Below are 15742 nucleotides of genomic sequence, written 5' to 3'. Positions count from 1 at the left end.
CAACCCCCGCACAACTGGCAAATTTGTCAGTTGCCAGCAAGGCCGCTGTATCATCCGCACGCCAGCCAGACAATAAAAAGCCCGCGCTAGCGCGGGCTTTCAGCGGGTAATAACGCTACAAGCAGAAGATCAACTCTGCCCGCTCAAACGATCAACACCATCATAGTAATAGTTCGAGGTCACGCCACTCTTGACCACTGACCTCAGCCGACCAGTAGCGTCATAATCCATTTTCATGCCCTCACCATCGTCCTCGAGGTTACCGTCATCGTCATAGCTCAACTTCACCTCGGGCGCATACCCTTCGTAGCTATTGGTTATTCCGCTGAGCTGCGCAGGGTCTTCATGTTCGAAGAAGTACTCAGCCACGTTTTCACCCGGTTTATCAGTATCTTTATCTGTCAGTTCGGTAATAACCAGAACAATGTTGTCGATGGCATCGAACTCAAACGCCTGGGTACGAATCACATGACCTTGCGGGTCGACCGGGGCCAGTGTTCCGTTGCATTTATAGTCATACAGGCGACCGCGGCTATCGTAGGCATACACCTCGTGCCGCAACCAGTTTTCCTGGGCCGGGTCTGCTTTAACATTCGACCGATAGGGCGTGTGCCTGGCATAAATCGCCCTCAACAGCTGATCGGCTTTTTCAGTCACCGCAGGCTCGTGCAGATTACCTCGCACATGATTGGCATAGGCTTCGGCCTGGCGCAGCATCTTGTCGTCCGGCTCACCAGACCACAGCGTTTTAAGCTCAATGCGGTCGCACTCATCATACTCCTGGGTCAAGGTCTGAATTTCACCTTTCATATCGAAGCGACGACGCCGTTCACGATCGAACTCGTCATACTCCAACTGGGTAATCAGGTAGTTATCACCATCACGGGTCTCGATTTTCGACGTCCTGCCCAGCTTGTCGTACTCGAACATCGCCACTGTGGAGCCCAAGGTAGTCTTCTGCAGGCGCCCCGCATCGTCATACTGATAGCTCTGCACCTGGCCCAGTACATCGGTATAGCTCAACATACGTGCGCGATAGCTGTAGCCATACGTCATTTCGAACGTTTCGTTGCCCTCAGTGCGCTTCTCCGATTTCATCTGTCCGGTACTGAAATAATCCCGCTGCAGGGTTTGCCCATCCTCTTCGCAGCGTAGCAACCGGGCATTCTGCGGGTCATACTCGTAGTCAGCCGTGAACCGGCTGGATGCCCGCTTGAGCGGCTCCTCACCCAACACCGGGTTATATTCATACTCGACCCATTGCCTGGAAGGCGTGAACACCTTCTCTGGTCGGCTATGCCCAGGCTTGTAGTACAAGGTGCGCTCTCGACCGCCGGTGACAGACCGGTAAAGCCGCTTCAAGCCATCGAACCTTTGCGTGCCCAGCTCAATGCCATTGACACCGATGTACTCCGGAAGGTCATCACTGTCGAACGTGGCATAGTGGCGGGTAACCACCGACCTGTCGGGGAGCGTCTGTGTCAGCAACCGGCCAAAGATGTCGTACGTACTCAGCGTGGTGGCCTTGTCGGCAGCCACTTCCCGGGCCACACGGCCCAGGCCATCGTAATGATAGGTGTGCTGGCTATACGCAACGGTATCGTCCTTTTTCTTGAAGCGCCTGACGTGGGTGGCCTGCTCGAAGCGGTTGAGCCAGGTCTCGGTCACGCCGCTTGCAACAGTGCCATCCGCCGACTCCCGCCAGCTGCGCTTGATGGGCATATTGGCCGATGCTTCGGTGCCAACCGGGTCCGTCACCTCGAAATGGCAGATGCCGTCCGCCCCCCTTTGCCAAGCTTGCTGGCCCCAGTCGTCGTAGCCGTATGTTGTCTGCAGCGTCAGGTCCACCGCCTGATGGATACCCGGCCCGGTAACCATATCGGCCAACCAGTCATACTCGGTTTCTTCGACAAGCTGGCCATAAGCGTCGTAGCTGGCCGAGTAGGTCTTGCGATACTGCTCACGCCGCCAGATTTCCTCACTGTCGGCCTCCATACGATACTCTTCGATCACCCGGCCGAGGCCGTCGATCACGGTGCGGACTGTCACGCCCTTGACATCGGTCGAAGTCTGCACAGCCGGGTTGTTACCCTGAGCCAGCACGTAGCTGTACTTGCGGGAAGCCTTGTAAAGTGGGTCGTTGGGCGCAGCCGTCTCGAGAATCACACGCTCCACAGGGTCATAGGCGTAGGCAATTTCCACATCGTTGTCGTCGCGATTGAGCAACGGCTTTCCGGTCAATGCCGAGTGCTTCAGGTCGAAGGTTTTCTGCACATGGCGAATGGTGCCGTCTTCCAACACCTGCCCATGATCGAAACCCGTCACTACCTGATTGACGACCAGGGCTGGATGGTTCTCCACCACTTCCGTCGTGTAGCTGTATGAGGTGGTCGTAGGCTTGTCGTCCATGGCCTTGATCGTCTTGGCCGGCCGCCCATAGCTCAACAAGTCTTCCTGGGACTCATGGTAATGGGTAATCGTCTGACTCAGCGGCACCTTCACTTCACCTGCCAGCCTGAAGGCATGTTCCTCGCTCAACACGATCCACGGCTTGATAACAGGTTCGGGCGTGTCTGCAGGCAGGGGAACCGGATCAAGGGCCTTGTACACGAACTCGGTATGCTCGGTCGCAGCTGAGCCCTCACCGTTTGGCGACGGTTTGATGGTCTGGCTCTTGCGCCAGCGCACAAAATTCTGTGGGTCGGCCGGGCACTTGCCAGGCTCCCCGCCAACGGGATAGTACTCGTACTCCGTCTCGACGCCCGTGGCGGCAATTTCGCGGGTCAGGTTGCCGAACAGGTCATACGTGGTGGCATGTACAGCCTTGGCCATCCCACCGTTCCCGTTCTGCCAGGTCTGGGTCGATAGCTCCTTGGACTTGTAGTTCGCAGGTTGCTTGGCGAACGGCTCCTCCGATTTGCCGTGGTACTTGGTAACCGTGGTTGTGACGCTACTGCCCTGAACCCGTTTTTCCTCGACCAGACGATGGAAACGGTCGTAGGTGCTCAGCAGGGTGCGGTCTGCTTGCCCTGGGCAACGCTCGGTGGTTTTGCTCCAGTAGTGATAGCTGGCGTCGGTCACATCGTAGAGGTTATCGCGGCCATTATTGTTCCAGACAACAGAGCTGCCATTACCCACGAAGTTGGTCGAGGAGTAATCGTAATCGGTGACCTGTTCGGCCTGCCCCGCCCCCGGAATGAGGCGGTGGCGCTTGACCCTCGGCAAGTACTGCTCGACCCCTGGTAGTTTGTGGCCAGGATCACCGCCTGTGCCGTATTCGATATGCTCCTCCGCACCACCAGGACTGCGCACCCAGCTCACACATGTTTGCCCGTGCACCGGTTGATACTTGAACTCCCACTGTTCACCGGTGGGCAGTTTTACACTCTTTAGCTCCCGCCCGCTGAACGCGAGGGTATAACTGGCCCGCGCCCCAGGTTGATCGGGGTACAAGGTGATGACCATGTTGCCCGGGTACTCGATCAACAACAGACGCCGCGGCAGTTGCCCACCCAGACCGGACTCACGCACTTCATGCAAGCAAGGGTTGCCTGGCAGTTGCGGGTTGTCACGGTAGAAAAATTCCAGCCAACGCTTCGAATCGGAGTAAACCTTTGTGGGCAGCGCCAGTTTCTTCTGGCCGATTTTTGTAAGCTCCAGTATTTCTGTCAGCTGAGTATCTTTATGCTCGATTCGGAACTTACCCTCGCCATCCTTGTGAAAATGGAAAGAATCCAGTTTTTTCTCACTGATACTTTCGACACCATCCACCGTGAAACGCTCACCGGTGTACAACGATAGCGCTCCTCCCCCCTCGGGGTAGGCATGCTCGATGAAGCTGCTGAGGTTGATATCCCAGCCTTGCCCATAGCCGAAGTCACCTGCGCCCATCGAACTGTACATAAGACTTAACGGAAACTCTGCCCCGCCCAGATAATCCCCACGCAATACGGGCAAGACAATACTCAGGCCATACTGGCCTGTACGTGGATCAACACTATTACTGATGAAGCTGTCAAAGCTAAAAGCACCTGAATGCAGCGCAGTTTTGCCGGACATAGTGATACTCCTCCAAAAACCAATATTAACGAACCGAGAAAGTCAGCTTGTCGCGGCTGCCCTGCACACCGTTGGGGTGTTGAAAATCAACCCGGAGCCGATGCCAATTACCAAATTGATCCATCACACGGAACAATAATGGTTTTTCCAGTGGCGCCCGCCATTTTTTGCTCACGTCTTGTTCACTGTCATAGAAAATCGGCAGGTTCGATACTCGGTGGATAGCAAAACATACATCGCCCCGCCCTGGCTTGGCGCTCTCAAGCAGTTCAGTATCCAGAAACGCTGGATCGGCGACTTGAGCGTTCACCAAAGATTGCAACAGGCCGTCATGTACCAGGTACTTTTCCGGATTTTCCGGATTCTCCGGGCTTTCCGGATCCTCCGGCTTGGGCTTCAATGGGGTAAACGAATAGCTGGTAAAACTGCAATACTTCTCTTTGCGCTGATTGGACTCCCAGCGGATCATCGAAACCCTGCTGTCGTCTTCAAACTTCAGCCTGAGGAAACTCAGCGTTTTGAATTCATCGCTCTTCGCCCCTGCCAGTACCCAATAGTCGGTAGTGTCATCTGTTTTGTCGAAGGCTTCGGTTTCATTGCCTTCCCAACCCTTGACTGGGATACGTTTGAATGTATAGGCATCCTCAGTGTATTTTTCTGGCGGCGCCTCACCGGTTACCTTTACTTTATCAATACCTGTGTTGATGTCAGTGGACTTGTAAGAAACATTATCGTCACCGGTGAACTGAGCGCCTACAGACAGGCTTCCGACACTGTTGGTCAGCAAGAACAAATGCTTGGTTCGAGTACTGGCGTCGAGGACCGAGGGTTCTTCCGCCTTTGTTCCTGGCCGTGTTCCTACCCGATTACGGTCTTCATGCACCGCCCAAGTTCCGGGCTTCAATGGGTCATTAGGCTCCAACCCTTCTTCACCGGCAGGCAAAAACTCGATCACCTTGCCGCCTTCAGTGTTGAACAACTGGAGGCTGCCCAGTTCTGTGTCACTGATCGGCGGCGAAACCCCTGTCCCCTGACTACCTTTCGTCTTGATGGTTATCAACACTTCGATTTGCTGCATACCGTTGGCGAAACACACGCCTTGGCTAAGCAGTTCGATGCTGAAAACGCTAAGATCCTCCCAGCCACTGCTCGTCGGGCGGGACTGAACGACCGGGCGGTGCTCGATGATTGCGTAGCCGCTACTGAGGTTATTGTAATCAGCCATGACCACAGTAACGGGCCACTTGGCTGCCTGGGGTGGTGTATACAGACCGTCCTGACCTATATCGCCCTCGCCGAACACATGCCATGTCAGGCCAGGCGGTGTGCCCTTGACGCTGAACGGCAAGGTGCTGTTAGGTTTGTAGTCCGAAACGTAATGGGGTTCGACACCAAAACGTTGCGGCCAGGTCACGATCACGACTGTCGCATCTGCATATGCGCCTGAACGGGTGTCCGTAGCCCGAATGACCTGGAACAGGATTTCAGGCTTGCCCTCCTCGATAATGGCCGGGGTAAACCTGGCCTGCCCATTGCCCAGATCCTCGAGTTTGCCCAGATCCCCCACGTAAGTACCTGCAAGATCGCGTTTCTCTGGGTTAGCAGCCCGCTGCGGCCCTCGTGAAGCACGAAGCGTTTGCGGCGTTTCGACCTTTTCCCAGCGAAGGGTACCGCCGTCCACGCTTATGGCGGAAAGGCTGATCGGCACACCATTGGCGCCAGTGGTTGCCACCCGCGGGGAAATCTGCACAGGCCTCACATGCTCGATCACCAACCCGGCACGTTGCTGGTCGCCGTTACCGCCATCGGCATAGTGCCCCGTCACCAATGAGACCTGGCTATCCGCCGTGAACGCGTCCGCATCGGGAGACGAATACACACCCGCAGAGGTGACTTGGCCGCTGGCAGCAGCGTTCCTGATGTTTGTAGTTGTCCACGCCCTGGCGGGAGTGCTGCCTTGAAGGCTGAACGACACCCCCCCTTTCGCAACGGTTCTGGTGATGCCTGGCTCGACCCGATAGGTACCAACAGTGGGCGAGACATGACCAAAACCGACCACATCGCTCGGCACGAACTTGTCACCAGCCTTGCAGGTGTACCGATGTGCATTGGGCATACGCACCGGCCTCAACACTTGGGTCAATGGCTCGGCGCGCTTCCCCTCGTTGACAGGGTCAAGCAACAAGGTGCATGAGTACTGGGTTCCTGCTGCGGCCGTGCCAGGAAGCAGGAAAGGGAAATCGTGACCAGGTTGTGGAAGCGTGCCAGCCAGCAGATGCGAGCGTGGCTGCATCAGCAGGAGCACGGCACCATCGCCTTCGCTGGCGGCCTTGTCCTTGAACGCCTTGTTGGTCTTGCCCCCCCAAGGCGCCGTCTGGGTCAATACCTTGATCCCCATGGGCGACATCGACGCATAGTCTTCACGATCGAACTGGGCCAGTATATAAACCTGACGATAGCCGGGTTGCTCAAGCCAATGGCTGAATGCCGCCTTGCCAATCTGTCTCGAAGCGTAGCGGGTGGTGCCAAGCTCACACTCCAGCGTATTTGGCTTGGCGTCGGAAAGCGAAAGCATCAACTGGGTGTACTGACCGCTCTCGCTCTGCTGCAACTTCAGCTCGACTTGCGCACTGACCGCATACCCCATGGCCTCGTCCAGACTATGGGCCCGCAGCATGATCGGCGGGCTGCCTGGCAGGTGGGCATGCTGGACATAATCGCCTGAAAGGATATTCATCCGCACCGTCGTCACCGCCGAGAGCAACGTTGCATCTTCGAATGAAAGTTGTGGCGGCCCAAATACCAGGTTGCGGAATTCACCACGCAATTCGCCACCCTCGTCCAGGTCGAACTGGCTACGCATGGGCGCAATGAACGATTGGTCGGTATATCGCAACAGGAACTGGTCGCGAAACAACAGGTTAATGTGGCTTCGCGCAATCGCGCCAATAGCGCCCCAACCCCTCATGACAGTACCGGAGGCCAAACGCGTCAGAATTTGTTCTTTTGTAAGGTCAGCCATGATCAAAACCTCAATCGATTGGTCCAATTAGTTTCATGAATCAAATGTTACTGCACGAATCTTCTGACTACCTGGCAACAGAACATGCCAGGCTTTGATATATTTCAAACATCCCGAGCTCGCCGCGGAATGGCGCTGTTTTTACCTTTTGAACGTCAGATACAACGTTGGAAAGCGCCACCATTGAGTGCCGTCAAAACTGACGCTGGCCCAGACAGAGAGCGGCGAATCCGATTTCAGCTTGTCCAGTTCCTCGTACGGAAGTACATCTCTTACACCTTCTTTAACCTCCGACTCGCTAACCGCTACGCTATCCCGCAGAACGCCCACCAGCTGCGTGCCATCCTGCGCCACACCGGAAAAGTGAATACTCAGCCACTGGTTCTCATTGATGAAAATCCAACGAGCCAACGTAAGCCTTGCCCCACCTGGCACCAACACCAAGTGTCCGTCACTCGAGGCATCCGGGCAGTCAATTCGCATATATCTGCCTTCTTCCAGCGGTGACACCAGTAACTTCACCGGCTTGCTGTCCAGGAAATGGCCTGTGTGCTTGTCAACGATTCGGTAAAGCACGTCAAATCGCTTCGATGGTGTTGTTCCCATATTGGCCGGGATATATTTTGCTGGCACGTTGAATACCCGTGGACCTTCAGCACTCGGGGTTGTAATGACCACCCGACCAGCGTTCGGCTCGCCCTGCCAATGCACTTCAAATTCCTCACCCTCGCGAAGGTCGGCTTCGTCGGGGATGATGACGTATGCACCACTGTTCCTGATATCGTAGGCATCGATACCGAATTCATTTGGCTCTTCCCCCTTCTGAGTACTTCGCCTGATTGTGGGCATTGGAGGGGTTACGCGGGGCGTCGTAACGTTCAGCGACAATACTTCTGATGTCAGCGAGCGCCCTTCACGGCCATATTGGTAAAACACCTGCACCGCCCCCAAACTGGCAACTAACCATTTATGTTCGATGCGCAGGACGAACTGCTTTGCCATCAGACTACTTTGATCCAGACGGAAAACTTGCACGTGCGCTTCACCTGACGGCACCATCCAGGCCAACACCATGTGATCGCCAACAGCTCGCTGCGAATAGGCGTCAATGGCAACAGGTAGACCGTTGGTGTAATTACCAGGGTCAATCTCGTCACTGCCACCATTTTCCACACGGGGGACCGGCAGGAGTGTACCGGTGTCGATAACATCACGGATGATGAACTTCTGGGTACGCGAGGCCTCAAGCTGCATACCGTCCCTGAGTTTTATCTTATAACTAACTTGCAGATGCCCCCCTGTATCGAGGGAATTCAATTGGGCCTTGGGTATCTGCCATTCGAGGGGGGCCCCGTCAAACTTTTGCTGGCTGATCAATTGCGTTACGAACGGCGATAATTCGGTGCCATTGCTTCGGATGCGACGTACAGTCAGCTCAGCGCTGTCACCTTCTTGTATGGCTTGATAAGCTGCCGCCACTACATTGACATGCTGCTGTACCTCAGCCTTGACGATTTCCAGACCATGTGATTGCAACACCTGCACCACTGGCAGTCGGCTGGCGGAACGCAAACCTATATAGCAGAACTGCCGCAGCGACTCGTCGCCTGCAGTACTGTTGACCTGATAAGACAAAAACGCATACCCGCCGCGGGCAGCGGTCACCAGTTTATTGTCTATTTCGACAATCACGTTATCCGGGTCATTTACCGGAGTGCCATTCCCTACCAGGTCAAATGCAACCCCCTCTGCATCCACGCCTCGCCAGTTGGTAAACACCACATCGCCAAGTTGCAAATTTGCCCCTCGGATAAAAAATTTGAGATTTACCTCGCCCAATGCGTCCAGATCGACCTCAAGGTCTTGGGTCAACCCCTCGATAACTGGCATTGGATTTCTCGAGCGCGGGCTGTTTCCCGGGCGGGCGATGGGGCTGTTATCAGCCGTCGAATTCATTACAGTCACTCCGTATCAACCGTTCCGGAATGAAGTTCTACGCCCCCCGGGTCATTTCCACTACTGGTAAAAATACTAGGTATGGACATTCTCAGCGGATACGCAGCCACGCTGCTGCCAGCAACCTTACCTGTCATTTCTGCCAGGTGCCAACCTGAGCCTGGTGTTTTAGCCTGAGCACTGCCAGCCCTGCAAACGCTGCGGCCCGCGTCAACAACTTCTTCAAAAACGAAGGAACTCGACCATGACCAATACGGTAAAGCGAAGCCTGCTCCGCCTCGCCTCAATGACAGTACTATTCCCTGTTTTCATAATTATGCTTTTTGGCTTACCGGCATCCAATGCCAACGCCGGAACTATTACGCTGATCTCAGCGCCCATGGATGATCATGGGGAACGTCGGTGCACCGTAGACATCCCCGCTGCCGGCGCCGGCAAGACATTGAAACTTTCCCTGGCCGATATAGGCGGTATCGGCATCGGGAACTGCTATGATATGCAACCCAGTGAAATCATCATGCAGGACATCCCCTCTGCAGCAGAAATTCTGCTGACCGACGACTGGTTGTGCAACACGGAACCGGGCAGTAAGTTCTATACGAAAGATGACCCGCAAGATAACAAGAGTTTTGTCATCAGGCTCGAAACCACACGCAATCTGTCACAGCTTCCAGAAATCGGCATTGACCGACTGGTAGAATTTGAAAAGGGCAAATACCTGGACTACGTCAATGCAAACCAGGAAAAGCCGATCGGGTTCAAACTGGTCGATAAAAGCCACACCGGCGAAAGCCGGATTACTCGCAAGCTCAGCTGCCTTGAAATAAAAATTTCGGAGGGTGAAGTAATACCAGAATTAAAGTCCGCGGAGAGAACATTCGTGGAACGCATCGAAACAGGTGAAAGGCACTCCGATGTTACTTGCAGGGAAAACGCATTCATGATTGCCCGTAAACATACGGGTGACGAAAACGGAAAGACGGAATACGAATGCGCCATGGTAGACGACGACCAAGAAGAATTCGTGACAAAGGCAAGCTTCACCTCCGCAAAATTCCCTGAATGCGGCAGACGCAAACCAAAAGGTGAGCATGACAAACCGGAGGAGGAAAGTTGCGCAGAGGCCCTGTACCACAAAGACAAGGTAGACCCGATTTATTTCACATGCCCAACCGACACCGTCATGATTGGACGAAAACATGATGGCGATGAGAAGGGCTATACCCGCTACACCTGCGCCGAGATTTATGTAGGTGAAGTAGACGAAAAGAACAAGATGATCGTAGAACCCGGTGAGTGGGATGGCTGGGATTATGAATATCAATCCGATTTCAAATGCGAACCGCCCACCGTCATGATCGGCCGCGCTCACAAGTCTGATGAAAACGGCCCAACCGAATACCGTTGCGGCACGCTGTACTACCCGATCGGCTACAAATCACAGGTGACCCCATGAGTAACATGGCCGCGTACTCCAACGCCAACAACTTCGCAGTCAAGAACCGCGTCGATGAACGCACAGGGCAATACGGGCTAAGCATCGCAATCCCTAAACTGGTTGCCAATAGCGGTACAGGGCCCAATCTCGAGCCGGTCCTCGATTACAACTCGATGGGCGGGGGCGATGTCGGTTACGGCGAAGGCTGGGACTTGAACTTTTCCCGCTTTGTCGAGCACGCCTACCCTGAAGGCGGCGGCGCCCTGTCACTGTCTACCGGTGAGCATTTCACCGTGGATGGCATCGACAGCATCAGCGAGAAGAAGCTCGATACCTTTCATTTCCACAAGGACGGTGAAGGGCGCTTCCGTGTCGTGCACCGTAGCGGCGTGGTCGAAGTGCTGGAAAACATGGGCGAAGGCAAACAGCGTGTGGCATTGCCGACCCGAATCTACGCCCCGACCGGGCAATGGATCGAGCTGAAGTATGCCAATAACCCAATTGCACCTGGCTGGTTCTGTTTGACCGAAGTACGCGACGGCCATCCCGACGGCCCCGACAAAGGCCGCCGTCTGCTGGAGGTGACATACAGCGGCGCTACCGTGTTCACCCGCTATCCTGACGACGAGGATGTACGGGCCAGCCATAGGCTCGAATTCAAGGGGCGGCAACTGCAGTATGCAATCATGCCCGACCAGACCCGGTGGGAATTCGACTACCAGCCTGTGCATGGGCAAACCTGTGTATCCAAAGTGACCTGGCCAACAAAAGCGGAAGAACACGTGGAATATGGCGTTGACGGTGACCCCGGCCATTCACTGCCGGGTGTTGCCAAGAAACTGCCACGCGTCAAGCGCCATCGCGTTCTGCCGGGGTATGGCCAGCCTGAGATACGCACGGTTTACGACTACTCCGCTGAAAACTACATGGGTAACGGCGGCAACATTACCTGGCGCAACAACGGCCGCGACAATTTGTACGACATCGTCGACCCAGGCTACAGCTATTGGTGCAAGACTACCCGGAGTTGTGCAGGCGAGGCCGACCTTGTCATCACGACCCGCTATGACCGTTTCCACCGCACCGCCACGAAAACCCGCGCTCAGGGCAAGGAGGTCACCCTGACCGAAATCGCCTATCACGGTGAGCTGGGCGAGCCCTTCGCCAAGCAGCCCCCCAACTTCCTGACGGCCAAGACAGTCACGACCACCTGGCAAATAGAGGGTGACAGCAATAAAACGCGCTCCGAAGTCATCACCACCGAATACAACCCTGAGGGCAACCTCACCAAGGAAATCAGAGCGGATGGCTCGTACACCGAACTGGAGTACTTCGACGCCAACGGCGAACCCGGTAGATGCCCAGCCGAGCCTAACGGCTTCAAGAAACATGTGAAACGCCAGACGGTCTACCCAAGTAAGCATGACAGAGTTGTAGAAGGGGCGATCCCGCAATGCACGGATTTCACCTACAAAGCGCTGGATACCCTGAAAGGCCGTGACGACCTGCCCGAAAACGGCAAAATTGCCTCGACCTGGCTGGCCATCGAGCAGGAAGAGCTGTCGGACGCCTCCGATCCAGACAACCTGCGCCCCCTCAGCACGGTCAGGCGTAGCTACCTCACCATCCCCGGAGATGCAGTTTTACATGGGCGCATGAGAAAACGCACAACCACGTTGCATGGCGAGCATGATGGGACAGACCTGGGCAAAGTGCTGGCCGATACCACCACCACTCTTGTGTGGAAGTTCAGCCGCGGCCTTCACAAGACGCTGGGCAATGTCTTGCAGACCACACAGACGGCCATCGGGCACAAACAGAGCACGAAGGTGTCGAAACAAAGCCAGCATTCGCTGACAGGTCAGGTGCTGGAGAACGTCGATATTCATGACACGGTAACGCGCTTCACCTATGACACAAGCGATCGGCTGACCAGCGAGACCTCCGCACCGGACGATGTCGATCGGCGCGCCAAAGTCGAATATCGCTACGTGGTATCGCCCGAGAAGAATTGCCAGGAAACCGAAAACAACCAAGGCGTGATCAGCCGCGTGCTGTTCGATGGCCTCAACCGCGTTATCAAGGAAGAGCGGATATGCGATGCACTGCCCTTGCACCCCGGGCAAAAGAAAACGTATGACGTCTACTCGGCCTCGTACAACGCCTTCGGCCAGCTGGAAGAAGAAACCACCTACGACCACCTGCCCGACCGCATACTGACCTCGACCAGCAAGCATCGATACGACAACTGGGGTAACCGGTACGCCACCGTTCGCCCGGACGAGGTGACCGTGTTCACCGAGCGCTCCCCATTCGGCAGCGAGGGGGATATCGTCACCTCCTGGGAGGAATACCCGGATCAACCCGGTGTGCGAAAAAACCAGAGCGTCACCACCTTCAACCGCTTCAACAAGCCAGAACGCGTGCAAACACTGGACGAGAAAGGCGACACGGCATCGACACGCACATACCGCTATGACGGTTTTGGACGCAGCGTCGAAGAAACCTTTACCTTCGGCGTACCGGCAACCGACAAGCGAACAGCGCGCGCCGAACACAAACGCACCACCGGTTACAAGTACGACGTCTGGGGCCGGATGACGCGCACTGACCGCCCGGATGGTTCCGCGCTGAGCCGGGAGTTCGCCCGCCACAGCACCGAAGAACTGGCTACCAGCATTCTGTTGCACCCGCAGCGAAACACTGAAGGGCTTACGGTATGCAAGCGCGAGTTCGACGACATCGACCGCATGGTCTCGATGACCGTTGGCCCACACCAGGAAACGCGGGAGTACGTCGGCTCGCGGACTCTGCCAGACAAACGGATCACAAAGTCTGGCCGAACCTTCAATTACGAATACGACCTGGCGGTAGGCGCCTCGCCAACACGTATCACAGCGGGGAAAAACCAGAAGCTTTCCCGCTTCAAGTACAGCATGGCCTCGGCAGACATTACCGAAGCCGAGAACGAGCAAGGTAAACGCGAATACAACTACACCGACCAGGGTTACCTGCTCAGTGAAAGCTGGACAGACAATCAATCGGGCAAATCCTACACGCGCAATTTCCTCACGTCGTTGCAAGGGCGCATGCTGGAAAACAACGACGGCGACAACAGCCGAAAGGTCTACGACTACGATGACCTTGGCAGGTTGCACAAGATAACCCAAGGCTCGCTGGAGGCCGTGTTCTGTTACAACAGCGCCGGGCTGCTGCACACAACACGGACAACCAGCACCTCCGATGCCAGCAGTACGCAGCAATTGCTGTGCACACAAAACTATGACCATCGAGGCCGGGAGACTTCGCGCACCCTGAAACTGAGCCGTATTCGGCAGGACGTTGATCCGCCCGCCGAGGTAACCCTGGATGAACGCACATTAAAGCAGGTGTGGCGTGACGACAACATGCTGCACAGTCGCACGCTGATCAAGGCGGGTGAGCCGGTGCTGACGGAAACCTTTGATTACGATGACCGTGATCGCTTGTACAACCACAGGTGTGAAGGCAGCGTACTGCCGACCAATAGCAAGGGCCGGGCGATCATCAACCAGGCCTTTGAGTTTGATGACTACGACAACATCTACTTCTGCCTGACCGAGTTTGCAGATGGTAAAAGCGATGAAGCCTTCTACGATTTCTTCGAAGATTCGCCCTTCCAGCTGAAAAGCGTAAGCCATTCGCTGACAGAGGATTACCCGGCACTCGTGACGTTCGACAAGGACGATTACGACGCCGACGGCAACATGCTGAAGGACGAACAAGGCAACAGCCTGGTATACGACGAGGATACCGGCCAGCTCACCAGCGCAACGGCCCCCGATGGCAAGCCCTTGGCCAGCTTCCGCTATGACGGCCACGGGCAACTGGTGGGCGTACGCTACGGCGCGCAGGCCGAGGAGCAACGGCGTTACGAGGGTTATCGCGTCGGCAGCACCCTGCGCGATGGCCTGCTGACAGAGTACCTGTTTGGCGGCGAGGTACCGCTGGGGATGCAACAATCGGGCAAAGGCAACGAAACGCGCCTGTACATGGCCAGCAGCAACAACAGTGTAATCGCCGAATGCGCGGCCAATGACGAGGTGCATGAAGCAACCTACAGCGCCTATGGCGAACTGCCGGAAGGCAAGCTGCTAGGCCTGCTGGGGTTCAATGCCGAAGCGCGCGAGCAGACATTGGGCTGGTACATGCTGGGGCGTGGTTTCCGCGCCTTCAACCCAGGCCTTATGCGCTTCCAGAGCCCGGACAACATGGCCCCCGAAGTGGCGGGCATCAACCCTTACGTGTACTGCCTGAACAACCCGGTGATGTGGCAGGACCCCACCGGGCATTACAGCCGGGGCGACTGGGGCTCGAAGGATGACCCGGTGCAGGAGAAAGAAAAGCGCGGGGTTGAATTCTGGCTGAATATTGGCGTTATGGTGGTGAACGTGGCGCTGACCATCACATTTACCGTGGTCTCAATGGGAGCCTTTACCCCGCTGGCCATTGGAGTGGTGGCTCTAGGTGCAGCCGCGACGGTGGCATCGGCGGCTACGCAGGTTGCTGCAGAGTTCACGAAAGACCCGAAAAAGAAAAAGAAGCTCGCAATCGCATACCTGTCATTGTCGATCGCCGGTACGCTGGCGTTGTCTACAGCGAATTTGAAAGGAGCCTGGGATAAGAGGCAGGCCAAGAAAAAAGCAGCACTTGATGCTGCAGGAAGTGATGGGGATAGCGACAGCAGCCTCTCAAAGCGCTCAAGTTCTACCCCCGGAAACTCCAGGACACCGGATGCTGAAATCTCAATGGAAAATCCAGAGCTCCGAGAACTCAATACGCATGAAGCGCGTAGACCATCCAGCAGCTCTGGAACATACGATGCACCGTTATCGGATGTGGCTGGTTCAACAAGCAGCAGGCGCAGTAGCACAACTAACCAAGCTAGTGAGGGAGCCCCTGAGGTTCAAAGTACCTCGCTTGCACCGCCACCTCCTGATTTCAAATTTAACGTTACAGGCCATATAGTTGAAGTCATGTCAAGCAATGGACTGCACCGTGGCGTATTCACACCAGCAGAAATCAACAACAAGGTGCAAAGATATCAAGAGCTCTTAGCTAAAAACTTCCGATTTGACCCTTAACATCACTGTATGGCAATGCAGGCTCACCCTGCATTGCCATCATTCATCCGCACCGTCCATTTCAGGTGATGTCGCAACCTCTCATTTATCCCTACCGCCCCCAGACTAGCCCTACAGACCTCCCCCACCTTTCTCCTTATCCTC

The 15742-nt window shown here is 55.6% G+C and carries 5 protein-coding genes; 2 read left to right on the top strand and 3 right to left on the bottom strand.

Going from position 1 to position 15742, the window contains the following annotated elements; genetic code table 11:
• Nucleotides 1–129: 129 nt before the first annotated feature.
• The 3 genes from ACIQYU_RS04490 to ACIQYU_RS04480 all read right to left on the bottom strand — a co-directional run bounded on the left by ACIQYU_RS04490 (nt 130) and on the right by ACIQYU_RS04480 (nt 9037).
• Complete coding sequence (locus ACIQYU_RS04490) at nt 130–4059, bottom strand: RHS repeat domain-containing protein (protein ID WP_207832241.1); 3930 nt, start codon at nt 4057–4059, stop codon at nt 130–132.
• Nucleotides 4060–4084: 25 nt separating this feature from the next.
• Nucleotides 4085–7081 carry a hypothetical protein gene (locus ACIQYU_RS04485; RefSeq protein WP_207832243.1) on the bottom strand — a complete coding sequence of 999 codons (2997 nt, stop codon included), beginning with the start codon at nt 7079–7081 and terminating at the stop codon, nt 4085–4087.
• 141 nt (nt 7082–7222) lie between these two features.
• Nucleotides 7223–9037, bottom strand: a complete 1815-nt coding sequence (locus ACIQYU_RS04480; protein ID WP_402798376.1) for a hypothetical protein — start codon at nt 9035–9037, stop codon at nt 7223–7225.
• Between the two features lie 244 nt (nt 9038–9281).
• Here ACIQYU_RS04480 and ACIQYU_RS04475 point away from each other — a divergent pair, with 244 nt between their 5' ends.
• Nucleotides 9282–10493 (top strand): hypothetical protein, encoded by a 1212-nt coding sequence (locus ACIQYU_RS04475; RefSeq protein ID WP_207832247.1) that lies wholly within the window; start codon nt 9282–9284, stop codon nt 10491–10493.
• The gene (locus tag ACIQYU_RS04470; RefSeq protein ID WP_233687165.1) at nt 10490–15598 is read left to right on the top strand and encodes an RHS repeat-associated core domain-containing protein; all 5109 of its coding nucleotides are present in this window, start codon (nt 10490–10492) and stop codon (nt 15596–15598) included. Before ACIQYU_RS04475 ends, ACIQYU_RS04470 begins: the two co-directional genes overlap by 4 nt.
• Nucleotides 15599–15742: the final 144 nt, after the last annotated feature.

It is taken from the genome of Pseudomonas sp. NPDC096925 (genome assembly GCF_044762545.1).
Classification (GTDB): Bacteria; Pseudomonadota; Gammaproteobacteria; order Pseudomonadales; family Pseudomonadaceae; genus Aquipseudomonas.
This window is presented reverse-complemented; position numbering and strand designations above follow the sequence as displayed.